This is a genomic window from Streptomyces sp. NPDC045899, from assembly GCF_056431485.1.
In genome coordinates, this window is record NZ_JBWKKP010000017.1 from 115,064 (window position 1) to 140,251 (window position 25,188).

Genomic DNA, 25,188 nt, shown 5'->3' on the forward strand with positions numbered 1-25,188 from the left:
GGGCCGGCCAGCGGGGGCGGCGAGGCGGCACCGGGCAGGCAGCCCGGGAGCACGGGCGCGCGCCGGAGCCTGGCCGGCGCTCTGGGCTTCCGCCCCACGCCCCGCCGGGCGGCGGGGTGTGTGCGGCACCGGCCCGCGCCGCCGGTCCTACGTGAGTGGGGCCGGGCCGCGGTGGTCCGCACGCCGAGGCACCGGATACGCGCCGGGCTCCGCCGATGGCCGGATGACTCCGGCCGGGTCAGGGTGGCCTGTGCCCACGGGCCGATCCGGTCGGCGGGGGCGGCGCGCGGCGCCGGGTGGGCATCCGGGCGAAAGACGCATGCGGCCGGGCCGCCACGCGCGAGACCGGTATCGCGGCCCGGCGGCCCGGCGGCCCGCGCCGGGCTATGCCTCCAGAGCCCGTAGCTGCGCCAGGAACCACTTCTGCGGGGGCAGCGCGGTCGCCGCCGCGGCGAGGCGTCCGGTGCGTTCGGCGCGGTCGGCGTCGCTCATCCGCAGGGCCTCGTGCAGTGCCGCCGCCGTGCCCTCCACGTCGTACGGGTTCACCACCAGCGCGTCCTCACCCAGCTCCGCGCAGGCCCCCGCCTCGCGGGACAGCACCAGGGCGCACCCCCGCTCGGAGACGACCGGCACCTCCTTGGCGACCAGGTTCATCCCGTCCCGGATCGGGTTCACCAGCGCCACGTCGGCCAGCCGGTAGGCGGCCAGCGAACGGGCGAAGTCGTCCTTCACATGCAGGGCGACCGGCTGCCAGCCCGGCGTGCCGAACTCCGCGTTGATCTCGTCCGCGACGGCTTGCACCCGTGCCGTGTAGTCGCGGTAGACGGCGAGGTCCTGGCGCGAGGGGTAGGCGAACGCCACGTGGACCACGCGCTCGCGCCACTCGGGGTGGGTCTCCAGCAGCCGCCGGTACGCCAGCAGTCCCCGCACGATGTTCTTGGACAGCTCGGTCCGGTCCACCCGGACGATCGTCTTCCGGTCAGGGCCGATCTGGGTCCGCAGCGCGTCGAGCCGTTCGTCCACGTCCGCCGCGTGCGACCGCTCCCGCAGGAACTCCGCGTCCGCGCCCAGCCCGTGCACCCCGAGCCGGGTCTCCCGTCCCTCGAACCGCACCGCCGTGGCCGCGCCACCGCCGTCCCCGACGACCTCGGCACCGAGCACCGCCGCGCAGCAGTCGGCGAAGGCTGTGGCCCAGCGCTCGGTGAGGAACGCCGCGCGGTCACCGCCGAGGATGCCGCGCAGCACCGCCTCCGCCACGTCGTCCGGCAGCAGCCGGTAGTAGTCCGGCGGGGCCCACGGGGTGTGCGAGAAGTGGCCGATCCGCAGATCGGGGCGGCGGGCCCGCAGCAGCCCCGGCACCAGCGCCAGGTGGTAGTCCTGCACCAGCACCACCGCGCCCTCGGCCGCCTCCTGGGCGAGCGCGTCGGCGAAGGCCGCGTTGTACGTCTCGTAGGCCGCCCACTGGGCGGCGGCCCCGGCGTCGAAGACCGGTTCCACCGGGGTCTGGTAGAGCAGGTGGTGGATGAACCACAGCACCGAGTTGGCCACCCCGTTGTACGCGGCGGCGAACACGTCCGGTGCGATGTCCAGCATCCGCACCTGCTGCCCGCCGGTGTCGGCGGTGTCCAGATGGCCGCTTCCGGCGCGCCGGGCCGCCTCCCGGTCGCCGTCGCCGAGGGCCGCGCACACCCACACCGCACCGGCGTCCGGACCGATCGCGCTGAGACCGGAGACCAGCCCGCCGCCGCCGCGCCTGGCGGCGAGCGAACCGTCCTCGCCCAGCGCGTACGAGACCGGGCCGCGGTTGGAGGCGACGAGGATCTGGGCAGTGCGCTGGGCAGCCATGTCGCGAGCCTAGCCAGCGGGCGCGCGACGCAAACGTGGCGGCGGTCTCTCGGCCCGTAGGGGGTACCCGACCGTGCTCCCGCCGGGCTCGCCCCACCCCGCTAGGCCGCTCGCCGCTCCGCGTACTCCGGGATCTCGATCATCGGCGGCCGCTCCTCGGTGTCCACGGCGGAGGTCCGCGGTTCGAAGCCGTTCTCGCCCCGGTCGAACTGGGTCAGCCGCGGCCGCACCAGATGGCCGCGGGCCAGCCGCAGCTGCGCGGTGCGGTAGATGGCCGCGGCCATCCGGCCCAGCGCCTGCCCGTCCTGGTGGCGGTGTCTGCGCACACCGATGTCCACCTGGGCCAGCGCGTCGAGCCCGACCGTGTGCAACGAGTCCACCAGCAGCCCCAGCTCCACCCCGTACCCCACGGGGAACGGCAGCCGCTCCAGCAGCGAGCGCCGTGCCGCGTACTCCCCGCCCAGCGGCTGGACGAACCCGGCCAGCAGCGGCCAGTGCAGATTGAGCAGCGGACGGGCGACCAGCTCGGTGACCCGGCCGCCCTGACCGGCCGCGTCCCCCAGCGGACGGTCGTACATCCCCTTGACCAGCTGCACCTCCGGATCGGTCAGCAGCGGTCCGACGATCCCGGAGACGAAGCGCGCGTCGAACTCCCGCAGATCGGCGTCGATGAAGCAGACGATCTCGCCACGGGTGGCCAGCAGCGAGCGCCACAGCACCTCGCCCTTGCCCGGCAGCGCCGGCAGCCGCGGCAGCAGGGAGTCGCGGTGGACCACCGTGGCCCCGGCCGCCGCGGCGACCTCGGCGGTGCGGTCGGTGGAGCCGGAGTCCAGCACCACCAGCTCGTCGACCAGCGGCACCGCCCCGTCCATCAGCTCCCGGCGGATCACCGTGACGATCTCCCCGACCGTCGCCTCCTCGTCCAGCGCGGGCAGCACCACGCTCACGGTGCGGCCCGTGTCGCGTTTGGCGGCCAGCAGGCGGTCCAGTGGACGGTCGTCGGCCGACCAGGAGCGGTGCTCCAGCCAGCGCTCCACCTCATCCAGCACCTGTCTGTCTCCCTGCTGCTGTGATCACTTGTGATCAGCTGTGATCCATCTCGCGCTTCGGACGGCTGTCTCAACCCTCCGGGCCTTCGGTTACAGTCTTGAACAGCGCGCATGACCGTCGTATGTCGGGGTCGACCCGGCTCCGCGGCGCTCATCGCGATGACAAACGCCCGGGCGGAGCCCGGTGCCATACCGCTCATCCAGAGGGGCAGAGGGAACGGCCCGTTGAAGCCCCGGCAACCCTCCAGCTGGTCTCGTGCTCACCGCGAGGCTCCCAGCTCGGGAAGGTGCCAATTCCGTCTCGTGGCGAAGTGCGTCGCGAGGAAGATGAGGAGAAAGGGCCTCGCCTCCATGGCTGTGCAATCCGTCGAAAGCTCAACCACCTCTTCCGACGCCGCTGCCCCGGCGTCCACCTCGCCCTCCTTCGGCCCCGCCGTCGCGCTGTCCTGTCGTGAGTGCGGTGAGCGTTTCGACCTCGGCCCGATCTTCGCGTGTGCGGCGTGTTTCGGCCCGCTCGAGATCGCGTACGAGCTGCCGACCGGCGACCCGGAGGGGCTCCGCCGGCGGATCGAGGCCGGTCCGAACAACATCTGGCGCTATGCCCCGCTCCTTCCGGTCCCGGCGGACGTGGCGGACACGCCCAGCCTGAATCCAGGGTTCACCAAGCTGGTCAAGGCCGACAACCTCGCCCGTGAGCTCGGGGTCACGGGCGAGCTGCACATCAAGGACGACTCCGGCAACCCGACCCACTCCTTCAAGGACCGGGTCGTCGCCATCGCCGTCCAGGCCGCCCGCGCCTTCGGCTTCACCACGCTCTCCTGCTCCTCCACCGGCAACCTCGCGGGCGCGGTCGGCGCCGCGGCCGCCCGCGCGGGCTTCCGCTCCTGCGTCTTCATCCCCCACGACCTGGAGGCGGGCAAGGTCGTCATGGCCGCCGTCTACGGCGGTGACCTGGTCGGCATCGAGGGCACCTACGACGACGTCAACCGCTTCTGCAGCGAGCTGATCGGCGACCCGGCGGGCGAGGGCTGGGGCTTTGTCAACGTGAACCTGCGCCCGTACTACGGCGAGGGTTCCAAGACCCTGGCCTACGAGATCTGCGAACAGCTGGGCTGGCGGCTGCCGGATCAGATCGTCGTCCCGATCGCGTCGGGCTCCCAGCTCACCAAGATCGACAAGGGGCTCAAGGAGCTGATCCAGCTCGGTCTGGTCGAGGACCGCCCCTACAAGATCTTCGGCGCCCAGGCCGAGGGCTGCTCCCCGGTCTCCGCCGCCTTCAAGGCCGGTCATGACGTGGTGCGCCCGCAGAAGCCGAACACCATCGCCAAGTCGCTGGCCATCGGTAACCCGGCGGACGGCCCCTACGTCCTGGACATCGCGCGCCGCACCGGCGGGGCCGTGGAGGACGTCACCGACGAGCAGGTCGTCGACGCGATCAAGCTGCTGGCCCGCACCGAGGGGATCTTCGCGGAGACCGCGGGCGGGGTGACCGTCGGTGTGACCAGGAAGCTGATCGAGGACGGGCTCCTCGACCCGACTCTGACGACCGTCGTCCTCAACACCGGCGACGGTCTGAAGACCCTCGACGCGGTGGCCCCCACCACGGGCCCCTCCGCCACCATCCGCCCCACCCTTGACTCGTTCCGAGAGGCTGGACTCGTATGAGCGTCAACGTCCGAATTCCGACCATCCTCCGTACCTACACCGGCGGTCAGGCCGAGGTCAGCGCCGAGGGCGCGACCCTCGCCGAGGTCCTGGCGGACCTGGAGAAGAACCACCAGGGCATCTCCGCGCGCGTGCTGGACGACACCGGCAAGCTGCGCCGCTTCGTGAACGTGTACGTCAACGACGACGATGTGCGGTTCGCGGAGGGCCTGGCCACGGCCACGCCGGACGGTGCCGGGGTCTCCATCATCCCGGCGGTGGCGGGCGGCTGCTGACCCCTCATCACTCCCTCACCATCGGAATCGCCCCGTCCGGAGAAAAACGGACGGGGCGATTCCGTGTGTGGAATCGCGATACAGTTGGCCAGATTCCGAACCGGCCGGAGGCCGGAACCACATACGGAACTCGTCAAGTTGTGCGCGAAGTGTGAGCATGATTTGTCGAGTTGGTGCCCTATGTCCGGCCCGAGTTGTCCCACATTCGTGAGAATCCTTCACTTCTGGACCTTCGGCCGTCCCCAGAATTCTCGTCCGATTGACCTGTTGCAGAGGGCGTTGGGACGGATACATTCAGCGGCGGTCGACGCGTTCCGGCGCACACCCTCCCTGACCGGAGGGTGAGGTCTGACCCGGGTCCGCGGAGTGCGGTCCTGCGCAAAAGGGCCAGCAATAGGGGAGTTAGGAATGGCTCAGGGCACCGTCAAGTGGTTCAACGCGGAGAAGGGGTACGGCTTCATCGCGGTCGACGGTGGTGCGGACGTGTTCGTCCACTACAGCGCGATCCAGATGGACGGCTACCGCACCCTCGAGGAAGGCCAGCGGGTGGAGTTCGAGATCTCGCAGGGTCAGAAGGGCCCGCAGGCCGACATGGTCCGCGTGGCCGTCGGCTGACGCGCCGACGCGAGGCAGCTGACTGGACTGTCGGAGGGCCCGCACCCCGCTACGGGGTGCGGGCCCTCCGGCGTGTCCCGCCCCTGCGCCCACCCGTCACCCGGCCGCCACCCCTCCGGGACGCCCTTCGGGCGCTTGCACTCTCATGGGTCGAGTGCTAATCATTGGCGTTAGCACTCTACGAGTGAGAGTGACAGAAGGACCGGGTCGGTGAGGCCCGTCGGCCATGTGGGGCAAGGAACCGCAGGGCAGACAGGCCGTCCGTCGCGGGCGCCAGCGCGGTCCGGAGCAACCCGCCCCCACGGCCTGACGGCCTGGGAGGTACCCCCTAAGTCTTGGGAGGACCACTTCACATGGCCAAGATCATCGCGTTCGACGAGGAGGCACGGCGCGGCCTCGAGCGCGGGATGAACCAGCTCGCCGACGCCGTCAAGGTCACCCTCGGCCCCAAGGGCCGCAACGTCGTCCTCGAGAAGAAGTGGGGCGCCCCCACGATCACCAACGATGGTGTGTCCATCGCCAAGGAGATCGAGCTCGAGGACGCGTACGAGAAGATCGGCGCCGAGCTGGTCAAGGAGGTCGCGAAGAAGACGGACGACGTCGCCGGTGACGGCACGACGACCGCGACCGTCCTGGCCCAGGCGCTGGTCAAGGAAGGCCTCCGGAACGTCGCCGCGGGTGCCAACCCGATGGCCCTGAAGCGCGGCATCGAGAAGGCCGTCGAGGCCGTCTCCGCCCAGCTGCTCGAGCAGGCCAAGGACGTGGAGACCAAGGAGCAGATCGCCTCCACCGCCTCCATCTCCGCCGCCGACACCCAGATCGGCGAGCTCATCGCCGAGGCGATGGACAAGGTCGGCAAGGAAGGCGTCATCACCGTCGAGGAGTCGCAGACCTTCGGGCTCGAGCTCGAGCTCACCGAGGGCATGCGCTTCGACAAGGGCTACATCTCCCCGTACTTCGCGACGGACATGGAGCGTATGGAGGCGTCGCTCGACGACCCGTACATCCTGATCGTCAACTCGAAGATCACCAGCGTGAAGGACCTCCTCCCGCTGCTCGAGAAGGTCATGCAGTCCGGCAAGCCGCTGCTGATCATCGCCGAGGACATCGAGGGCGAGGCCCTGGCGACCCTGGTCGTCAACAAGATCCGTGGCACCTTCAAGTCCGTCGCCGTCAAGGCCCCGGGCTTCGGTGACCGCCGCAAGGCCATGCTCGGTGACATCGCCATCCTCACCGGTGGCACCGTCATCTCCGAGGAGGTCGGCCTCAAGCTGGAGAACGCGGGTATCGACCTGCTCGGCCGCGCCCGCAAGGTCACGGTCACCAAGGACGAGACCACGATCGTGGACGGCGCCGGCGACACCGACCAGGTGCAGGGCCGCGTCAACCAGATCCGCGCCGAGATCGAGTCCTCGGACTCGGACTACGACCGCGAGAAGCTCCAGGAGCGCCTGGCGAAGCTGGCCGGCGGCGTGGCCGTCATCAAGGCCGGTGCCGCGACCGAGGTCGAGCTCAAGGAGCGCAAGCACCGCATCGAGGACGCGGTGCGCAACGCCAAGGCCGCCGTCGAGGAGGGCATCGTCGCCGGTGGTGGCGTGGCCCTGCTCCAGACCGTCTCGGTCTTCGAGAAGCTGGAGCTCGAGGGTGACGAGGCCACCGGTGCCCAGGCCGTCCGCCTGGCGCTCGAGGCCCCGCTGAAGCAGATCGCGGTCAACGCCGGCCTCGAGGGCGGTGTCGTGGTGGAGAAGGTGCGCAACCTGACCCCGGGCCACGGCCTGAACGCCGCCACCGGCGAGTACGTCGACCTCATCGCCGAGGGCATCATCGACCCGGCCAAGGTCACGCGCTCCGCGCTGCAGAACGCCGCGTCGATCGCCGCGCTGTTCCTCACCACCGAGGCCGTCATCGCCGACAAGCCGGAGAAGGCCGCCGCGGCGGGCGCTCCGGGCGGCATGCCGGGCGGTGACATGGACTTCTGATCGACGTCTTCGTCGGTCGAACCGTCCTGAGATCGTCGGGGCGGCACCCTCTCCCAGGGGTGCCGCCCCGACGGCGTTCTCTTCCGGCCCCGCGGAGCGCTCAGCGCGCCCGCGCGGCCTCCAGGGCCGCGCGCAGCCGGCCGCCCGCCTCGCCGAGCAGCTGCTCGGCCGTCGGCGCGTCCACCTCGCCCAGGATGGTGAGGATGGCGTTCTTGGTCTCGCCGTCCGTGGCCGCGAGCGCGCGCTCGATGCGCTCGTCCGGGGCACCGGTGGCCAGCGAGACGATCCGGCGCGAACGGGCCCGCAGCTTCTCGTTGGAGGCGCGGACATCGACCATCAGGTTCCCGAAGGTCTTGCCGAGCCGGATCATGGTGATGGTCGAGATCATGTTGAGCACCAGCTTCTGGGCGGTGCCCGACTTCAGCCGGGTCGAGCCGGTGACCAGCTCCGGCCCCACCACGATCTCGATCCCGTGGTCGGCCGCGGCGGCCAGCGCCGAGCCCGCGTTGCAGGACAGCCCCACGGTGAGCGCCCCCGCGGACCGGGCGTGCCCGACGGCGCCGATCGCGTACGGGGTGCGGCCGGAGGCCGAGATCCCGACGACCGCGTCGGCCTCGCCCACCCCCAGTGCGTCCAGATCGGCGGCGGCCAGTTCCCCGCTGTCCTCGGCTCCCTCGGCGGAGGTCACCATGGCCTGCGGACCGCCCGCGAGCACTCCGAGGACCTGGCCCGGCCGGGTGTTGAAGGTGGGTGGGCATTCGCTCGCGTCGAGCACCCCGAGCCGTCCCGCGGTGCCCGCGCCCGCGTAGACCAGCCGTCCGCCGCGGGACATCCGGGCGGCGATGTCGTCGATGGCGGCGGCGATCCGGGGGAGCTGGGCGGCGACGGCGGTGGGGACGGTGGCGTCCTCCCCGTTCATGATCCGGGCGATCTCCAGCGTGTCGAGCCGGTCGATCTCGGCGAGTTCGGGGCGGAACGCCTCGGTGGTGAGGGTCTCCAGCTGGGCCCGGAGCTCTGCCGGGCTCCGGCCCTGGTCGGCGGCGGAAGTCATGCGAAACGGCTCTTTCCCATAGTCAGCGTGGCGGGGGTGGGGGTGAGGTGATGACTCGGGGGTGGCTCGGTGCTCTCGGGTACGGGGTCAGCGGTGCCGGGGGCGGGGGTCGTGCCGGTGGGCGAGCGCCTCGTACGAGGCGGACAGCGCGGGCGCGGCCGACTCGTACGTACGCTGGGCGACCCCGATGAACAGGCAGTCCACCACCAGCAGCTGACTGGTGCGGCTGGCCATGGCGGCCGGGCGCAGCTCGCTCTCGCGGGCGGTGGAGGTGGTGAGGAGGAAGTCCGCGTACTGGGCGACCTCGCTGTCCGGCCGTCCGGTGATCGCCACGGTGGTCGCCCCGTGTTCGAAGGCGACCCGCAGCGGTTCGATGACGTCCGTGGTGCGGCCCGAGTGGGTGATCGCGACGGCCACGTCGCCCGAGTGGAGCTGCACGGCGTTGGTGACCGCCAGATGCGGATCGGCATGGGCGTGGGCTATCAGCCCGATGCGCAGGAGCTTCTGCGCCAGGTCCTGGCCGACCAGACTGGAGGCCCCCACCCCGTAGACGTCGATCCGCCGGGCGGCGGCGAGCGCCGAGACGGCCGACTCCAGCTGGGCGGTGTCCAGCCCGGCGGCGGTGTCCGCCAGACACTGCTGCTCCTCCTGCGCCAGCTTGGCGATCACATCGGGGATCGGGTCGTCCACCGCGATGTCCGCCGTGACCGCCGGGGCCCGTCCGGCCGCCTGCTGCGCCGCCAGCGCGGCGAGCGCGAGACGCAGATCGCGGTATCCGGGGTACCCGAGCAGCCGGGAGGTGCGTACGACGGTGGCTTCGCTGGTACCCGTGCGCTCGGCGAGCCCGGTGACGGTGAGCGCGGCGCAACCGGCCGGATCACCCGCCACGGTCTCGGCGACGCGCTGCATGGAACGGGTCATGGAGGGAGCCAGCGTACGGACCTTCGCCGCGAGGGCGGCCGGTGCGGGAGCGGGGGCCTCGGACGGGGTGAAAGTTTCCTTCAGCTTACTGCTCACGCGTGAAAACTATTTCCAGTCAGGGTGACCGTCAACCCTGGGCGTACCCCGGTATGTCACCGGGGCGGCGCATACGGAGGGTGATGGGCGGGCGCCCGCGCGCAGCAAAGGTGACAATGGGACCCATGAAGCTCGAACACGCACTGCACGCGGCGCGTGCGCTCGTCCTTGCCGATCTCGCGGCGGGAAAGGTCGCCCAGGCGGACATCGTCTCCCTGGTCGAGGACGCGATCACGCACCGGCGGTGGTGGGTCGAGCAGTGGCCGGAAGGCGCCGAGTACGTGGCCGGGCTGGTCGCCCAGGACGTCCAGGACGCCCTGCTGGAGCGGTACGGCCGCTGGCCGCTGTGCCCGGTCTGCACCGAGGGCGGCGATCTCCACGCCCTCGACGTGGAACCGGAGTTGGGCGCGGACCCGCACTGGGTCTGCGGCAAGACAGCGGTCGCGGTGGCCCGTGTGGGCTCCCTCGGGGCGACCCTCTGATGGCCGTCCTGATCGACCCGCCCTCCTGGCCGGGCCACGGCCGTATGTGGTCACACCTGGTGAGCGACGTCTCCTACGACGAACTCCACGCCTTCGCCGACCGCATCGGCGCCCCCCGCCGCGGCTTCGACCGGGACCACTACGACGTCCCGAGCGAGCTCTACGACACGGCGGTCCGGGCCGGAGCCGAGGAGGTCGGCAGCAAGGAACTGCTCCGCCGCCTGACGGCGGCCGGCCTGCGCCGCCCGAAGCGGGCGCGGACCGCGGGGGCGTGAGGGGCGCTCCCGCGGATCACCGCGTGGCGCGGCTGGACTCCCGGTTCAGGGGCGTGGTCGCCGAACCCGTGATCACTCGTGAGCCGCTCTCCGCCTGGTGGATCCGGGAGGCGAGCGCGGTCGTTCCGATGGCGAGGGTGGCCATCACCGCACCGGTCCAGGCCACCGCCGGATAGCCCCAGCCCGCGCTGATCACGAGCCCGCCCAGCCACGGTCCGACCGTGTTGCCGATGTTGAAGGCGGCGGTCGTGGTCGCACCCGCCAGCGTCGGCGCGGCGTTCGCCACGTTGAACATCCGGGCGTTGAGCGCGGGTGCGGTGAAGAAGGCGGTGACTCCCAGCAGCAGTGCCAGGGTCACGGCCGCCACGGGGGACCGCGCGGTGAGCGCCAGCAGGGCCAGGACCGCCGCCGAGGCGGCTATGCCGCCGTACATCGTGCCGAACAGATGGGCGTCCGCGATCCGCCCGCCGATCGCCGTACCGATCAGCGCCCCCACCCCGAACAGCGCCAGCACGGTCGGCACCCAGCTCTCCGCGAGCCCGGCCACATCCGTCAGCAGCGGCGCGAGATACGAGAACAGGCAGAAGACGGCCCCGCCGTTGAGCGCGGTGGTGAGCAGTGCCAGCCAGACCTGCCGGTCGCGGTAGATCCTCAGCTCGTTCCGCAGCCGCGGGGCGTCCGCACCGCCCGGCACCTCCGTACGCGGCACCAGCGCGGCCACGCCCACCAGTCCCAGCGCCGAAAGTCCGGCCACCGCCCAGAACGCGGCGCGCCACCCGGCGTGCTGGCCGAGGAGCGCCCCCGCGGGCACTCCCGCGATATTGGCGATGCTCAGGCCCCCGACCATCACGGCCATCGCCCGCGCCCGCGCGTTCACCGGCACCAGCGACACCGCCACCGCCGCGCCCACCGCCCAGAACCCGGCGCAGGCGAGCGCGCTCACCACCCGCGACGCGAACAGCACCCCGTACGACGGCGCCAGCGCCCCCGCCACCTGACCGAGTCCGAAGGCGGCGAGCAGTGCCATCAGCGTCGTCCGCCGCGGCAACCGCAACGTGGCCGCCGCCAGCAGCGGCGCCCCGACCACCATCCCGATGGCGAACGCGGACACCAGCAGCCCGGCCGTCGGGATCGACACCCCCATGTCCCGCGCCACGGGCTGCAGCAGCCCGGACAACATGAACTCGGACGTCCCGAGCGCGAAGACGGACAGACCGAGGACGTACACGGCGACGGGCATGTGGACGCTGGCGCGGGAGGACATGCCGATCACAACATGGCCGGGGCCGTCGTGCATTCCTGGGCGGCCTTCCGATCTACGGCAGTAGTGCGCACATCGCACCCGATGGGGTGTGCCACTTCACCAGCGGCGGGTGGTCCGCCTCCTACGGCTGAGCGCGCCGCCCACCGTGAACCACGGCATTCCTCCGGACGGGAATCCCCATGGCCGCCGATGATGTTGAGAGTGACTCCCTGCCCCGTCCTGGGAGACGCCATGCCCAAGTCGAAGATCGATGCCCTTGTGTTCGACGTGCTCGGCACGCTCGTCGACGAACCCGCCGGTATCCGCTCCGGCATCCGGGCATTCGACCCGTCGCTCGACGACCCCGGCACCGAGCGGCTCGTCGCGCTGTGGCAACAGCACATCGACCGCGAGCAGCGCCGCATCCTCGACGGGACCCGGCCCTTCCTCGCCAGTGACGCCCTCGACGGGGAGGCCGCCCGGCTGGTCGCCGAGGCCGCCGGGGTCGAGGATCCGGCCGCCGTGGCGGCGTTGGCCCGGTCGGGCCGACGCCTTTCGCCGTGGCCCGACACCGAGGCGGGGCTCGCCCGTCTCGCCGGACGGTTCCCGCTGATCGGGCTCTCCAACGCGAGCCGTACGGCACTGCTGGAGCTCAACGCCCACGCCGGACTGCGCTGGCACCAGGCCCTCTCCGCCGAGGACGCCCGGAGCTACAAGCCGGATCCGGCGGTCTACCGGCTGGCCGTCACCGTCTCCGGACGACCGCCGGAGCGGCTGATGATGGTCGCCGCCCACGCCTGGGACCTGCGCGCGGCGCAGAACCTCGGACTGCGCACCGCCTACGTGGCCCGCCCGGTCGGTGACCCGCCCCTGCCCTCGGACCGGTTCGACCTGTACGCCTCCGGCCTGGCCGATCTGGCGGACCAGCTCGAGGGAGCCTGAGTCAGGCCCCCAACAGCTCCAGCTCCGTGGCCATGTTCCGGCGGGCCGCCGCCTCCCAGCGGTCATGGCCGACCGCCGTACGGAACAACCGCCCCAGCCCCAGCAGTTGGCGCAGGACGTTGGCGCGGCCCTCGCGGAAGACATCGTCGGGCACGAATCCGTACTCCTCCCGCACGGCCGCCGCGTAAGCGGCGTAGTCCCCGGGCGCACCGGCCAGAACGGCCAGATCGGCATCGCACAGCACCTCGGCATTGAGATCGCCGTCGGCCGGATCGTGGTCCGCGGTGATCCGCACCAGACGGGCCACCTCCTCCGTCCGTGCCGCGGGGACGCCCGCCTCCGGCAGTGCCCGCTCGGCCAGTCGCGCACTGCGGTCCTCGTTCGTCGACCGCTCCGGCAGATAGACGGCGTCGTGGAACCAGGCCGCCAGCCGGACGGCGTCGGGGTCGGGTGCCGGGACGTCGACGAGCAGTTCGTCGATCCGGTCGAGGACCGCGATCAGGTGGTCCGTCGTGTGGTACCGGCGCTGGGGCTCGGCCCAGCGGGCCAGGAGGTCTTCGCCGTAGGGGGCCGCCGGAGGGGCACTGACCTCGCGGGCACCGGTCAGCAGGGTCGTCCAGCGGGCGAGCAGGGCGTCATGGGCGGGGTGGCGCGCGGGGGCGGACATGAGCCAATTGTGGGGTACCGGTTTCGCCTCCGGCGCCGTGTGGCAAGCTGAGAAGCATGTCTAGACCAGTTCTCGAGGTGATCGCGCTCCACCCCGCTGACGCGATCGCCGCACAGGCCGGTGGGGCGGACCGCCTCGAACTGGTCACCGACATGGCCGCCGACGGGCTCACCCCCTCCCGGGAGACCTTCGCCGCCGTCCGGTCGGCCGTCGACATCCCGGTGCGGGTGATGCTCCGCGCGTCCGACGGCTTCGCCGCCGGGAACGCCGCCGACCTCGACGCCCTCTGCCGGCGCGCCGCCGCGCTGTACGCCGAGGGCGCCGACGAGTTCGTGCTGGGGTTCCTCACCGACACCGGTGACGTCGACCTTTCCTCGATCACCGAGCTGATCGAGGTCATCGGGGCCGGACCCGGTATGGACGAGAGCCGCTGGACCTTCCACCGCGCCATCGACCGGGCCGCCGACCGCGACACGCTCCGCAAGCAACTCGCGGACCTCCCCGGTCTCGACACCTACCTCACCGCCGGATCGGCACAGGGAGTGGACGAGGGGCTGCCGACCCTCCTCGTCGAGGCCGCCCGCACCGGTCTGCCCGGCTACGAGCCGCGGATCATGGCCGGTGGCGGACTGCGCCTCGGCCATCTGTCCGCCCTCCGCGCGGCGGGGATCGACGCCTTCCACATCGGCGGTGCCGCCCGTCCCGCCGGATGGGACGGCCCCGTGGACACGGCCGCCGTCCGTCAGTGGCGCACCGCGCTGGACGTGCCCGTCCCGGTGGGCTGACGGAGAGCCGCCGACGAGACGGGAGGGGCCGGGGTCGCAGGGGCGGGGTCCGGGACACTTTCGTGTATTTGTGGCGCCAATCTCCGGCCCAGGCTCACGCTCCCGGGCACCGGCGCCGTAAATAGACGGTCCAGGACCCCGCCCCGGAGGCCCCGGCCCCGCACCCGGGAAAACGCACCCGCGCTCCGCCCGCACCTACCGCAACCGCTCCGGCAACCCCGCCCCATGCACCACCGTCAACCCCGACACCGCCCGCGTCAGCGCCACATACAGCCGGCGCAGGCCGGTCCGTTCATCCGGTTCGCCGTCCACCACGGCCGCCGGTTCGTCCAGGACCACGTAGTCGTACTCCAGACCCTTCGCCAGCGTCGCCGGGACCAGGGTGAGCCGGGCGTCCGCGCTGGTCTCCTCGCCCGGGGCGAGATACGCCAGCCCCGCCGCCGCCAGTTTCTCCGCCAGCACCGGCACCCGGGCATCGGCGGCGATGAGACCGATCGAACCCTCGTGCGTCAGCGCCTCCCGGCAGGCCGTCACGACCGCGTCGTCCAGCCCGGCCGGATCCACGGCCCGCACCGCGAAGTCGCCCGCGGCCTCGCGGACGGACGTGGCCTCGTTGAGGCCGGGGGCGATGTCCGGCAGCAGCCGTGACGCGTAGGCGATCACCTCGCGCGGTACGCGGAAGCCCTGGGTCAGCTCCTCCACCGTGGCCCCCGCCTTGCCCATGTGCGTGAGGGCCTCCTCCCAACTGGCCGTCGCCCAGGGGGTGGTGCCCTGTGCGAGGTCACCCAGCACCGTCGCCGAGCCGGTGGTGCAGCGGCGGCCGACCGCGCGGTACTGCATGGGGGAGAGGTCCTGCGCCTCGTCGAGGACCACATGGCCGAGGGAGTGGGTGCGCTCGATGAGGTCGGCCGCCTCGTCGATCAGCACCGCGTCCGCCGGGGACCACTTCGCGGTCTTCACGCCCCGTGCGGGCTTGGTCCAGAGCACGGCCTTCCGCTCGTCGGCGTCGAGGATTCCGTCCGCGTGCGCGGCCAGGAAGTCGGCGTCGGAGAGCAGCCGCAGCACCAGCTTGGCCGGGTCGACGGCGGGCCAGATCGCCTTGACCGCCGCCTTGACCGCCGCGTTGCGGGCCACCGCGTCCTGCACCCGGTCGTCGGGGGCCTCACCCGCCTGTTCCATACGGACCAGCACCGCGTGGGCGATCCGCTGCGGCAGGGCGTCGCGGGCCGCGCCGTAACGGATGTCGCGGTCCAGCAACTCCCGCACCATCTGTTCCAGTTCGTACGCGGGCACCCGCCAGCGGCGGGAGCCGCGCACCACCACACAGGGTTCGGCGGGGACGGACACATGTGACCGCAGGGCGCGCCGCAGCACCTCGGCCATCCGGGCGTCGCCCTTGAGCCGGGCGGCCTCGGCGGTGTCGGTGCCGCGCACCTCCACATGGGCCACCAGGTCCTCGACGGTCGCCTGGGCGACCTGCAACTCACCGAGCGCGGGGAGAACTTGCTCGATGTAGTGGAGGAAGGAGCGGTTCGGGCCGATGACGAGGGTGCCGGAGCGGGCCAGCCGCTCGCGGTGCGCGTAGAGCAGATAGGCCACCCGGTGCAGGCCCACGGCCGTCTTTCCGGTGCCCGGCGCCCCCTGGACGCAGACGGTGCCGCCGATCCCGGCGCGGACGATCTCGTCCTGCTCGGGCTGGATCGTCGCGACGATGTCCCGCATCGGGCCGACGCGCGGACGCTCGATCTCGGCCTGGAGCAGTTTGCTGGAGTGTTCGGCCTCGTCCGGGTCGCTGAGGCGTTCGTCCTCGTAGGCGGTCAGTTCACCGCCGGTGTAGCCGAAGCGGCGGCGCAGCGCGATGTCCATCGGCGCCTTCTTCGACGCCTGGTAGAAGGGCTGGGAGACGGGGGCGCGCCAGTCGATGACCATGGGGTCGCCGTCGGCGTCGTGCACATGCCGCCGCCCGATGTAGAAGAGCTCGCCCTCGGCGCCCTCCGCCGTCTCCGCGCCGGGGGCGTGGAGGTAGTTCAGCCGGCCGAAGAAGAGCGGGGTGTCGGCGAGGTCGGCGAGTGCCTTGATGCGGTCCTCGACCTGGCGTTGCAGCACCTCGGCGTTGACCCAGTTGGCGGTGACGTCCCGGAGGTCGAGCGCCTCGACGTCGGCGCGCATGGCGCGCAGGGCGGCACGGGAGGCGCTGAGGTGGGAGCGTTCCCGGGCGAGCGGGTCGGAAGAGGCGTCGGTCGGGGCGTCGGACGGGTCAGGGACGTGCGAGGGCACGGCGTAGCCTCCGGGCAGGGTGCGGCAGGGCGAATGAGGAACGTTCGACGAGCTCGAGATGCCGACCGGTTTCCGACCGGACGGCGGCTCTCCCCGTACGGGAGGCGGCAGACGCGCGAGTGTAGCCAGGGCGGATCGCGGTTGCGAACGATTTTTCCGCCGTCTTCTTCACCGTCCGGTCGTCGTCCGGTCGTCGGGCGGTCATCCTCCGGCAGGACCCGCGTCCCGGTCCGTCTCAGGGGCGTGCTCGTCCTTCCGGAGGGGACGGCATGGCCCTGCGGTCGTACGCCGCCGCCGGGCCGATTACACCGGCAGGTCGATGCCGCGGCCGGACCCGCGCAGCATGCTGGAGGACATGACCACCGCAGCGATCAGCACCAGCGCAAGCACCGGCCAGGACGCCGCCGCGGGCGCCGCCGCCCACCCCCGTCACCTGGTGGGCCAGGCCCTCCGCGCGGTGCGGATCTTCGCGGGCACGGCGTTCAGCGTGGCCGTTCTCGGTTCGTACGGGGACGACGCGCGGGGCGTGACGGTACCCAGACGCTGAGCACGCCCCCGCGTGGACCCGGCCCCGATGCGCCCCGTCACACGTCCTCGTCCGCCAGCAGCTCCCCCGCGTCCACGATCCGGTACGCGTACCCCTGCTCGGCCAGGAACCGCTGCCGGTGCGCGGCGAAGTCCTGGTCGATCGTGTCGCGCGCGACGACCGAGTAGAACACCGCCGGATGGCCGTCGGCCTTCGGCCGCAGCACCCGCCCCAGCCGCTGGGCCTCCTCCTGGCGGGAGCCGAAGGTGCCGGACACCTGGATGGCGACCGTGGCCTCGGGAAGGTCGATCGAGAAGTTGGCGACCTTCGAGACGACGAGCACGGACAGCTCACCCTGCCGGAAGGCGTCGAAGAGCTTCTCGCGCTGGGCGTTGGTGGTCTCGCCCTTGATGACCGGCGCGTCCAGATGCTCGCCCAACTCGTCGAGCTGGTCGATGTACTGACCGATCACCAGGGTCTGCTGCCCCCGGTGCCGGGCCACCAGCGCCTCGGTGACGCGGCGCTTGGAACCGGTCGTGGCGCAGTAGCGGTACTTCTCCTCGGTCTCGGCCGTGGCGTACGCCAGCCGCTCGGTCTCCGTCAGATTGACGCGGACCTCGACGCAGTCGGCGGGCGCGATGTAGCCCTGGGCCTCGATCTCCTTCCAGGGTGCGTCGAAGCGCTTGGGCCCGATGAGCGAGAAGACGTCGGACTCGCGGCCGTCCTCGCGGACCAGCGTGGCCGTCAGCCCGAGCCGCCGCCGCGCCTGGAGGTCGGCGGTGAATTTGAAGACGGGCGCGGGCAGCAGATGCACCTCGTCGTAGACGATCAGACCCCAGTCGCGGGAGTCGAACAGCTCCAGGTGCGGGTAGATGCCCTTTCGCTTGGTGGTCAGCACCTGGTACGTGGCGATGGTGACCGGGCGGATCTCCTTCCGCGTACCGCTGTACTCACCGATCTCCTCCTCGGTGAGCGAGGTGCGGCGCACCAGCTCGTGCTTCCACTGCCGGGCGGAGACGGTGTTGGTCACCAGGATCAGCGTGGTGGACTTGGCGGTGGCCATCGCGCCCGCCCCGACCAGCGTCTTTCCGGCGCCGCAGGGGAGGACGACCACCCCGGACCCACCGTGCCAGAACCCCTCGACGGCCTGCTTCTGGTACGGCCGCAGGCCCCAGCCGTCCTCCCGCAGCTCGATGGGGTGGGCCTCACCGTCGACATAACCGGCCAGGTCCTCGGCGGGCCAGCCCAGCTTCAGCAGCGTCTGCTTGATCTGCCCGCGCTCGGAGGGGTGGACTACCACCGAGTCCGGATCGATCCGCGCGCCGACCAGCGGCTGGACCCGCTTGGACCGCAGGATCTCCTCCAGCACCGGGCGGTCGCTGGTCTCCAGCACCAGCCCGTGGGTGGGGTGCTTCAGCAGCCGCAGCCGCCCGTAGCGGGCCATCGTCTCGGCGACGTCGACGAGCAGCGCGTGCGGTACGGGGTAGCGCGAGAACTCGACGAGCGCGTCGACGACCTGCTCGGCGTCGTGCCCGGCGGCGCGGGCGTTCCACAGCCCGAGCGGGGTCACCCGATAGGTGTGGATGTGCTCGGGCGCCCGCTCCAGCTCGGCGAAGGGCGCGATGGCGCGGCGGCAGGCGTCCGCCTGCTCGTGGTCCACCTCGAGCAGGAGGGTCTTGTCGCTCTGGACGATGAGGGGTCCATTCACGCGCCTGGATCCTTCCGTTTCGCTGGGGCTCGGCCGGGTGGCCAAAGAACCAGTGTCCCCCATCGGGCGGAACGGGCGGGGAGATGTAGCGGAGCGGTCGCACAGAGCCACAGGGATACTCCCCACCGCTACGGGCAAGCGGGGACAGAGACAGCGGTGGGAGGTTGGTCCCTGTGGTCACAATCGCCGGGTGGGAGATCCGGAAGACCGGCGCGGCAAAGACGACCGGCGCGAAGAAGACTCCGAAGAGCGCGACGACGAAGAAGCCCGCCGAGACGACGAAGAAGAAGGCGGCGGGCGTGCCGAAGAAGACGACGGCGGCGAAGACGACAGCGGCGAAGAAGACGGCCGCCAAGCGGACACCGGCGAAGAAGACGACGGCCGGCAAGGCGTCGGCCACCAAGGCGTCGGCCACGAGGACCACGGAGGCGCTGCCCCCGAAGCCGCGGTCGAAGCCGACTCCGGAGGCCGCCGAGGCACCGGCGACGGAGGCGGCGGCCGCGCCCAAGCGGCCGCTGCTCCAGCGGGACTCGTGGCGGGCGCAGGCCGCGCGCGTGCTGGTGCTGCTGCTGGCGTTCGTCTGCATGGTGGGGTTCGCGGTGGCGCTCGCCGGGGCGACGCTCGTGCCGTCGCCCGGCTCGTCCGACCTCGTGCACACGAACATGCGGCCGGGCGCCTCGTTGCGCGCGTACCTCGATCAGCCCGCCTTCCAGGACACGGTCAAGCAGATCGGCGGCAATGTGCTGCTCGGCGCGCCCTTCGGGGTGTTGCTGCCCATGCTGATGCCCCGGGCGCGGGGCGCGGTGCGGGTGGTGCTGGTGACCGGGCTGGTGATGGTCATGGTCGAGACGGCACAGGGGCTGATCGTCGAGGGGCGTGCCTTCGACGTCGACGACGTGATCCTCAATACGAGCGGTGCCCTGCTGGGCTACGTCCTGGTCGGGCGGCTGCTCGGCCGTGCCCTGCACCCGCGGCGCCGCCACTGGTGGCACCGCTGGACCAAGCCCTCGTCCTCCTCCGCGGCGGGAGGCCCCGCGGTGTGAGCTACCCGGCCTCGTCGGCCAGTTCGGCGACGCCGGTGATGCGGTGCAGCGGATAGGTGCGGACCTCGTCCGCGGTGTGGTCGTACGCGGTGACGAAACCGCCCTCGACCCGGACCGGGGCGATGACGCGCTGGCTGGCGGCGCCGTCCGCGTTGACGTAGCCGATCCAGACGGCGGACCCGGTGAGGGCCGCGGCCTGCATGGTGGCGAGGGTGTCCGCGGAGGTGGTGCGCGGCAGCCGGCCGCCGGACGCGCTCGTGCCATCGGCGCCGACCGCGGCCGGTACCGGCTTGTGGGGTGCGGTGGCGGCGAGGTCCCCGGCGCGGATGGCGCGGACGGCGGCGCCGAGCAGGGTGTCGTCGGGCCGCGGCGGCCCGTCCGGCACCGGGGTGGGCGCGGTGCGGGGCGGGGTGCGCTGGGCCTCGGCGCGGGTGATCAGCACATCGCCTTCGGCGGATTCGGCGGCCGGTGCGTACCCCATGGCGCGCAGACCGTCGAGCAGTGCGTCCGGCGGGGCCTGGGAGGCCAGCACGGTGGGGGCGAGACGGCGCAGCCGCAGCCCGGCGGAACGGCGGTCGGCGAGGATCTCCACCAGCAGCGCCTCATCGTCGCAGCGCACATACGCGGAGGCGGCGCCGATCCGCAGATGGCCGTGTTTGCGCGCCACGTCGTCGATCAGGTACGCCAGCGGCTGGGGCACGGGGGTGCGGGAGTGCGCGGCGAGGAAGGTGTGCAGATCGTCGGCGGCCCGCCCGGCGTCGAGGGCACGGCGCACGGAGGCGGGGGTGAAGCGGTAGACCGTGGCACCGCCCTTGGACTCGACCTCGGCCAGTACGCCCAGCGTCTCGGCGAGCGGACGCTCCAGGGGGCCGGGCGCGACAGCGGTCAGATCGGCCTGGAGGAGTACATGGTCCAGGGGCTCGGGCAGCAGCGGGGCGAGCAGCCGGGCGGCGTTCGCGGTCGCGGTGGCCGTCTCGGCGGGGGTGGCCGGCTGCGCGGCCACGGCCACGGCCGCCGGACCCTCCGGCGGCAGACCGAGGAGCGCTCGGCCGTGGGAGGAGAGGGCGCCGCGGCCGGTGACGCCCAGGAGCTCGGCCTCGGTGAGGGTCCAGCGGGCCAGCCGCGACCGCAGATCGTCACCGGAAGAAGCCGGGGAGGCAGCGGAAGCGGAACCGGGAACGGAACCGGCACCCGCGGGTGACGACGGTGCCGGAACGGCCGGTGCGGCCCCCCGGTGCGGCGGCCGTTCCCAGCGCAGTCGCGCCAGCAGTCCGTCGGCGTCGGCCGAGGCCCCCGACGGGAGCGCCGCCAGCAGGGTGAGCAGTCGGCGGCGCACCTCCGGTGCCGGGGAGCGGTCCAGCTCCGGGCCGAGCGCGGCGAGCGTACGGCCCTTGGCGTCCCGGCCGCCGATCAGACCCGCCGTACGGGTCGCGGCGAGCCAGGCGGAGACCAGCCCGGCCCACCGCTCCTCGGGGGCCAGCCGCAGCCAGTCGTCGTAGGCGGGTGTGGGGGCGTAGCGCTCGTCGGTCTCCCCGTCGGAGGCCAGAAGACCGGCCGCGTAGGCCAGTTCGATCCAGAAGGCGGCGGTCTGCTCGGTCACGTCGAGCGCGGCGGCCGTCCGCTTGAGGTCACGTACGCTCAGCCCGCCCGCGCGCAGCACCTGCGGCGCGGCGGTCTCCCACTGCCCCATCAGCTCCTCGACGGTGTCCAGGGCGGTGAACGCCTGGCCCGCGGCGGTGCTGTCCACAGCCTGTGGACGGTGTTCCGCGGCGGGCGGCAGCGGCGGGGGCAGCGGTTCGGGAGCGCGGTGCGCCCGGCCGCCGCGCAGATGGAGGGCCACCTCACGGGGCAGCACCACATTGCGCGGCCCGGACGGCAGCAGCAGCCCGCGCTCCAGCAGCCAGGCGACGGGCGGGCTCGGCGCGGCCACGGACACCTCGCCGTACGGCGGCCCCCAGACCAGCTTGGACAGGACGGCGAGGGCCCCCTCCGGTGCCCCGGCCAGCAGCGCGGCCATCCGCGCGCGGTCGCCGAACAGCCCGGCGAGCGCGGCCACGGCCGTCACCGGATCGTGGGTGGGCGGCAGTCCGGCGGTGGCCAGCAACTCCTGGAGACGCCCCGGCGACGTCCCGGCCGTGGCCTCCTGGACGGTGGGGCCCAGCCCGGTCGGGGACGGTGCGCCGGGGGACGGGGTCAGCAGCTCACGGGCGGTGCGGACCAGCCGCAACCGGTCGTCGCCGCCCCACACCAGGGCCTGGCCGCGCAGGGTGGCGACGGCGCGCGGCAGCTCCTCGGCGATCCGCGCGCGCAGCCCGTCGGGCAGGGAGCCCGCCCCGGCCGGTTCGCCGCCCGTCCCCGGCTGGTCGCCCGTCCCCGTCATCAGGTCGCGCAGCGTCTCGTACGGGCAGGGGTCCGGGGCGACGGCCAGCGCCTCGGCGGTCTGGAGCGCGAACCGGTCCAGGCGCTCCACCGCCCGTACGACCGAGGCGCGGGTCCCGGCCCGGGTGGCGAGCTGGGTGAGGTCGTTCGGGACGGGGGACAGCAGATCGGGACGGGCGCGCAGCAGCGTCGCGAGGGCGTCGTCGGGGCGGGTGCGCAGCTCCTCGGCGAGTGTGCGCGGCGCGCCGCGGCCGCTGTCCGCCGGGCCGGTCTCTGCCGCCACGCGCGCCTCCCGATTCCGCGAGCTGGTCATTCGATCCACAGTACCCGGGGCGGCGGACGCCGGTGGTGCGGCGGGAATCCGCTCCCGCACGGTACGGTCGAAGCCGTCTGGTACGCCGACCGTGCGCATTCTCAGGGGTCTTGGTGGGGATCGAGAGCGAGAAGCTCGTCTACGACTATCTGAGCCGTGTCGGGGACCTGGCCCAGCAGCAGGGGTTGCCGTCGGGTGACCGGATGCGGCTGGTCTCCGGGCTCCGCGCCGATATCGACCACCGGCGGGCCACCGGCGGAGCGGACAGCGCGGCCGGGGTGAAGCGGATCCTCGCCAAGCTGGGCTCGCCGGCCGAGGTGGTCGCCGCCGCGGGTGGCCGGGCCCCCGATCCCGGCCCGGGCGCGGGCGCGCCGGGCGGCCCCTCCAGCGGAGCGTCGGCACCGGAACCCTCCGGCCCGGGCGTGTCGGGTCCGGTCACCTCCGAACCGCCGCGCGGCGCCGCGGGCGCGGCGCGGGCGGCCCGCGACAAACTGGCCGGACTCGCCGAACGCACCGGGCTGACCGGCGGCAAGGTGCCCACCCCGCGCAAGGGGAACGACAGCGGGGGGTACGGGAACGGGGCGGGCGACGGCACCTCCCTGATCAAGCACACCCCGGTCACCCCCGACGGGCCCGCCATCCCCGCCCCGCGGTCGGCCGCCGCGTCACCGCCGCACCTCGCGGGCGAGGACGAGCTCGGCCCGCGCGAGTCCAACCCCGACTGGTGGCATGTGGAGCCGGGGCCGTTCGCCCAGCCCGAGCAGCACGACGCGCAGTACGGCGCCGTCGAGGGGTTCGTCGGCGGGATCGAGATCCCCGAGCTGCTCGGCGGTACCTCGGCCGAGCAGGAGCGCCGGGAACGGCGCGAGCGGTTCGAACGGGACGCCGCCGAGCGGGCCGCGGCCGAGGAGGAGGCGGAAGCCGAGGCGGACGGCGAAGCGGAGGGCACCGGCGCGGGTCGGCGCGGGCTGCTGCGCCGCACCCTGTTCGGTCCGGGCAAGGCCGCGGCGGAGGATGGGGGCCGGGCCGCCGGGGCCGGGTGGCTGGCGGGGCTCGGCCCGCTGCTGCTGCTCTCGATCGCCCTGCTCATCGCGGGTGCCGCGATGGGCAACATCCTGCTGCTGGGCTTCGGCTGGGTGCTGGCGTACACCACCGGCAGGCACTCCCGCGCCGAGGCGAAGTGGGCCGTGCTGGGCATGCCGGGTCTTGTCGCGGCCGGGGGCATGGTCTGGCTGTGGGGGCGTGCCAACGGCAAGTGGGGCGACCCGATCCCGAAGGACGGGATGAAGGACGCGCTGACGGACACCTGGCCGGTGATCGTCCGGGCCGCGGCCGTCGCCACGGTGCTCTTCCTGGTGTGGCGGGCGCGGCGCCGGGGCTGACTCCTACCGCGCGGTCCCTTGGGTCAACCCACCGTGTCAACGCGGCAGGTCAACCTGACCGCGGGAGGCCGCCGCGCGGACGGCACAATGAAGGACATGGCTTCGCACACGGTGACGGTCGGCTTCGACCTGGACATGACGCTCATCGACTCCCGGCCCGGTATCAAGGCGGCGTACGAGGAGCTGTCCGCCCGCACCGGCACCTTCGTCGACGCGGAGCTGGCCGTCACCAGGCTGGGGCCGCCGCTGGAGCAGGAGCTCGCACACTGGTTCCCCGATGAGCGGATCCCGGAGATCAGCGATCTCTACCGCGCGCTCTACCCGGAGTTCGCGATAGCGCCCACAGCCGCGCTGCCCGGTGCCCGGGAGGCGATCGAGGCGGTGCGGCGGGCCGGGGGCCGCAGTGTCGTGGTGACCGCCAAGCACGAGCCCAACGCCGAACTCCACCTGAGCCACCTGGGCATCGTGCCGGACGCGGTCGTCGGCTGGCTGTGGGCCGAGGCCAAGGCGGAGGCGCTGCGCGAGCACGGGGCGACGGTCTACGTCGGCGACCACACCGGCGACGTACGGGGCGCGCGCCTCGCGGACGCGCTGTCGGTGGCGGTCCCCACCGGTCCCTGCGGTGCGGAGGAGTTGCGTCAGGCCGGGGCCGACGTGGTGCTCACCGATCTGACCGCGTTCCCGGTGTGGCTGGCGGAGCACCTCGACGGCCGGTCGGCCGGAAGCTGATCCACGAAGACCGGCAGGAAGACCGACCGGACACGGCCTAGCGGCCGTCCGTGACCCGCGCGGCCTCCCGTCGCTGCGCCGTGATCGACCGCAGCACCCCGGCCGCGGCGAGCGCGAAGCCGACGCCCATGAGCATCGAGATCAGATACGCGGCGGTGGGCAGCGGATCCGCGCCCAGGAACATGGGTGCGACGGTGGCCAGGGTGGCGATCGCGCCGACGACGAAGACGATCACGCCGATACGGACCAGCCGGTCGCCCGGCCCGTCGGGAGGGCTGCCACGGTGCGGGGTTTCATTGCTCACCGCACCAGGGTAGATCGGTGCCTGAGCGCCCATGCGAACCACCCGGAACCATCCGGGTACGTCTTGTCACCAGGCTCGGGACCATTAGCCTTGGTGGTGGCGGGTCCTACGACCCGCTGTAGTGCTATCCAGAGCTGTTTTTCCGTGTTTTCCGACGAGCGACGAGGACGAGGACAGACGTGCCTACCGGCAAGGTCAAGTGGTTCAACAGCGAGAAGGGCTTCGGCTTTCTCTCCCGCGATGACGGCGGTGACGTCTTCGTGCACTCGTCAGTGCTTCCGGACGGCGTGGACGCCCTGAAGCCGGGGCAGCGCGTGGAATTCGGCGTGGTGGCGGGAAACCGCGGTGACCAGGCACTTTCGGTGACGATCCTTGACCCGACACCGTCGGTCGCGGCGGCCCAGCGGCGCAAGCCGGACGAGCTGGCGTCCATCGTCCAGGATCTGACCACCCTGCTGGAGAACGTGACCCAGCAGTTGGAGCGCGGCCGGTATCCGGACAAGGCGCACGGCCACAAGATCGCGGGCATGCTGCGCGCGGTCGCCGATCAGCTCGACGTCTGATCGGTCCGACGTCCGACCCGGGCGCCCCGCACCGTGCGGGCCCCCGGAACGTAATGAATCAGACACGCTCAGCG

The 25,188-nt window shown here is 72.6% G+C and carries 23 protein-coding genes and 1 riboswitch; of the genes, 13 read left to right on the plus strand and 10 right to left on the minus strand.

Annotation, left to right across the window (positions count from 1 at the left end):
* Window positions 1-384: 384 nt before the first annotated feature.
* Together AC07FT_RS24410 and AC07FT_RS24415 are read right to left on the minus strand one after the other, a co-directional pair.
* A complete protein-coding gene (locus AC07FT_RS24410) occupies window positions 385-1,845 on the minus strand; it encodes an alpha,alpha-trehalose-phosphate synthase (UDP-forming) (protein ID WP_479178102.1) in 1,461 nt (486 codons plus the stop codon).
* 101 nt (window positions 1,846-1,946) lie between these two features.
* On the minus strand, window positions 1,947-2,894 hold the full coding sequence (locus tag AC07FT_RS24415; RefSeq protein ID WP_431771743.1) for a glucosyl-3-phosphoglycerate synthase: 948 nt from the start codon (window positions 2,892-2,894) through the stop codon (window positions 1,947-1,949).
* 193 nt (window positions 2,895-3,087) lie between these two features.
* A riboswitch (SAM riboswitch) is annotated at window positions 3,088-3,228 on the plus strand.
* Between the two features lie 17 nt (window positions 3,229-3,245).
* On the opposite strand from AC07FT_RS24415, the gene thrC reads away from it, so the two are divergent.
* From thrC to groL, 4 genes are all read left to right on the plus strand, one after another.
* A complete protein-coding gene (gene thrC / locus AC07FT_RS24420; protein ID WP_479178103.1) occupies window positions 3,246-4,559 on the plus strand; it encodes a threonine synthase in 1,314 nt (437 codons plus the stop codon).
* Window positions 4,556-4,834 (plus strand): MoaD/ThiS family protein, encoded by a 279-nt coding sequence (locus AC07FT_RS24425; protein WP_254739496.1) that lies wholly within the window; start codon window positions 4,556-4,558, stop codon window positions 4,832-4,834. The genes thrC and AC07FT_RS24425 overlap by 4 nt, the downstream gene beginning before the upstream one ends.
* Before the next feature lie 408 nt (window positions 4,835-5,242).
* The gene (locus AC07FT_RS24430) at window positions 5,243-5,449 is read left to right on the plus strand and encodes a cold-shock protein (protein WP_009716982.1); all 207 of its coding nucleotides are present in this window, start codon (window positions 5,243-5,245) and stop codon (window positions 5,447-5,449) included.
* Window positions 5,450-5,802: 353 nt separating this feature from the next.
* Window positions 5,803-7,428, plus strand: a complete 1,626-nt coding sequence (gene groL / locus AC07FT_RS24435) for a chaperonin GroEL (RefSeq protein WP_254752083.1) — start codon at window positions 5,803-5,805, stop codon at window positions 7,426-7,428.
* A gap of 100 nt (window positions 7,429-7,528) precedes the next feature.
* Here groL and murQ read toward each other — a convergent pair whose 3' ends face one another.
* Both murQ and AC07FT_RS24445 read right to left on the minus strand, forming a co-directional pair.
* Window positions 7,529-8,479, minus strand: coding sequence for an N-acetylmuramic acid 6-phosphate etherase (murQ, locus tag AC07FT_RS24440; RefSeq protein ID WP_479178104.1), 951 nt, complete (start codon window positions 8,477-8,479; stop codon window positions 7,529-7,531).
* Window positions 8,480-8,566: 87 nt separating this feature from the next.
* A complete protein-coding gene (locus AC07FT_RS24445; RefSeq protein WP_479178105.1) occupies window positions 8,567-9,496 on the minus strand; it encodes a MurR/RpiR family transcriptional regulator in 930 nt (309 codons plus the stop codon).
* A 125-nt stretch (window positions 9,497-9,621) separates the two neighbouring features.
* On the opposite strand from AC07FT_RS24445, the gene AC07FT_RS24450 reads away from it, so the two are divergent.
* Window positions 9,622-9,978, plus strand: a complete 357-nt coding sequence (locus AC07FT_RS24450) for a hypothetical protein (RefSeq protein ID WP_471203558.1) — start codon at window positions 9,622-9,624, stop codon at window positions 9,976-9,978.
* A complete protein-coding gene (locus tag AC07FT_RS24455) occupies window positions 9,978-10,253 on the plus strand; it encodes a DUF4031 domain-containing protein (RefSeq protein WP_471203556.1) in 276 nt (91 codons plus the stop codon). Before AC07FT_RS24450 ends, AC07FT_RS24455 begins: the two co-directional genes overlap by 1 nt.
* Before the next feature lie 16 nt (window positions 10,254-10,269).
* On the opposite strand, the gene AC07FT_RS24460 is transcribed toward AC07FT_RS24455, so the two are convergent.
* Window positions 10,270-11,493, minus strand: a complete 1,224-nt coding sequence (locus tag AC07FT_RS24460) for a Cmx/CmrA family chloramphenicol efflux MFS transporter (protein ID WP_479178129.1) — start codon at window positions 11,491-11,493, stop codon at window positions 10,270-10,272.
* A 255-nt stretch (window positions 11,494-11,748) separates the two neighbouring features.
* Here AC07FT_RS24460 and AC07FT_RS24465 point away from each other — a divergent pair, with 255 nt between their 5' ends.
* Complete coding sequence (locus tag AC07FT_RS24465) at window positions 11,749-12,438, plus strand: haloacid dehalogenase type II (RefSeq protein ID WP_479178106.1); 690 nt, start codon at window positions 11,749-11,751, stop codon at window positions 12,436-12,438.
* Between the two features lies 1 nt (window position 12,439).
* Here the strand turns inward: AC07FT_RS24465 and AC07FT_RS24470 are convergent, their stop codons facing one another.
* A complete protein-coding gene (locus AC07FT_RS24470; protein ID WP_479178107.1) occupies window positions 12,440-13,105 on the minus strand; it encodes an HD domain-containing protein in 666 nt (221 codons plus the stop codon).
* A 56-nt stretch (window positions 13,106-13,161) separates the two neighbouring features.
* On the opposite strand from AC07FT_RS24470, the gene AC07FT_RS24475 reads away from it, so the two are divergent.
* Complete coding sequence (locus AC07FT_RS24475; RefSeq protein WP_479178108.1) at window positions 13,162-13,890, plus strand: copper homeostasis protein CutC; 729 nt, start codon at window positions 13,162-13,164, stop codon at window positions 13,888-13,890.
* A gap of 195 nt (window positions 13,891-14,085) precedes the next feature.
* On the opposite strand, the gene AC07FT_RS24480 is transcribed toward AC07FT_RS24475, so the two are convergent.
* A complete protein-coding gene (locus tag AC07FT_RS24480) occupies window positions 14,086-16,167 on the minus strand; it encodes a HelD family protein (RefSeq protein ID WP_479178109.1) in 2,082 nt (693 codons plus the stop codon).
* Window positions 16,168-16,522: 355 nt separating this feature from the next.
* On the opposite strand from AC07FT_RS24480, the gene AC07FT_RS24485 reads away from it, so the two are divergent.
* Window positions 16,523-16,714, plus strand: coding sequence for a hypothetical protein (locus tag AC07FT_RS24485; protein ID WP_432037719.1), 192 nt, complete (start codon window positions 16,523-16,525; stop codon window positions 16,712-16,714).
* 37 nt (window positions 16,715-16,751) lie between these two features.
* Here AC07FT_RS24485 and AC07FT_RS24490 read toward each other — a convergent pair whose 3' ends face one another.
* Complete coding sequence (locus tag AC07FT_RS24490) at window positions 16,752-18,401, minus strand: DNA repair helicase XPB (RefSeq protein WP_479178110.1); 1,650 nt, start codon at window positions 18,399-18,401, stop codon at window positions 16,752-16,754.
* A 173-nt stretch (window positions 18,402-18,574) separates the two neighbouring features.
* Between AC07FT_RS24490 and AC07FT_RS24495 the strand changes: the two genes are divergently transcribed.
* A complete protein-coding gene (locus AC07FT_RS24495; RefSeq protein WP_479178111.1) occupies window positions 18,575-19,444 on the plus strand; it encodes a VanZ family protein in 870 nt (289 codons plus the stop codon).
* Window position 19,445: 1 nt separating this feature from the next.
* Here the strand turns inward: AC07FT_RS24495 and AC07FT_RS24500 are convergent, their stop codons facing one another.
* On the minus strand, window positions 19,446-22,136 hold the full coding sequence (locus AC07FT_RS24500) for a helicase C-terminal domain-containing protein (protein WP_479178112.1): 2,691 nt from the start codon (window positions 22,134-22,136) through the stop codon (window positions 19,446-19,448).
* Between the two features lie 113 nt (window positions 22,137-22,249).
* Here AC07FT_RS24500 and AC07FT_RS24505 point away from each other — a divergent pair, with 113 nt between their 5' ends.
* Together AC07FT_RS24505 and AC07FT_RS24510 are read left to right on the plus strand one after the other, a co-directional pair.
* Window positions 22,250-23,518, plus strand: a complete 1,269-nt coding sequence (locus AC07FT_RS24505; protein WP_479178113.1) for a hypothetical protein — start codon at window positions 22,250-22,252, stop codon at window positions 23,516-23,518.
* 96 nt (window positions 23,519-23,614) lie between these two features.
* Window positions 23,615-24,247 (plus strand): HAD family hydrolase, encoded by a 633-nt coding sequence (locus AC07FT_RS24510; protein WP_471203538.1) that lies wholly within the window; start codon window positions 23,615-23,617, stop codon window positions 24,245-24,247.
* Between the two features lie 37 nt (window positions 24,248-24,284).
* Here the strand turns inward: AC07FT_RS24510 and AC07FT_RS24515 are convergent, their stop codons facing one another.
* Window positions 24,285-24,584, minus strand: coding sequence for a hypothetical protein (locus AC07FT_RS24515; protein WP_254752125.1), 300 nt, complete (start codon window positions 24,582-24,584; stop codon window positions 24,285-24,287).
* Window positions 24,585-24,730: 146 nt separating this feature from the next.
* Between AC07FT_RS24515 and AC07FT_RS24520 the strand changes: the two genes are divergently transcribed.
* Window positions 24,731-25,114: a cold-shock protein gene (locus AC07FT_RS24520; RefSeq protein ID WP_308358768.1), complete on the plus strand. Its 384-nt coding sequence runs from the start codon at window positions 24,731-24,733 to the stop codon at window positions 25,112-25,114.
* Window positions 25,115-25,188: the final 74 nt, after the last annotated feature.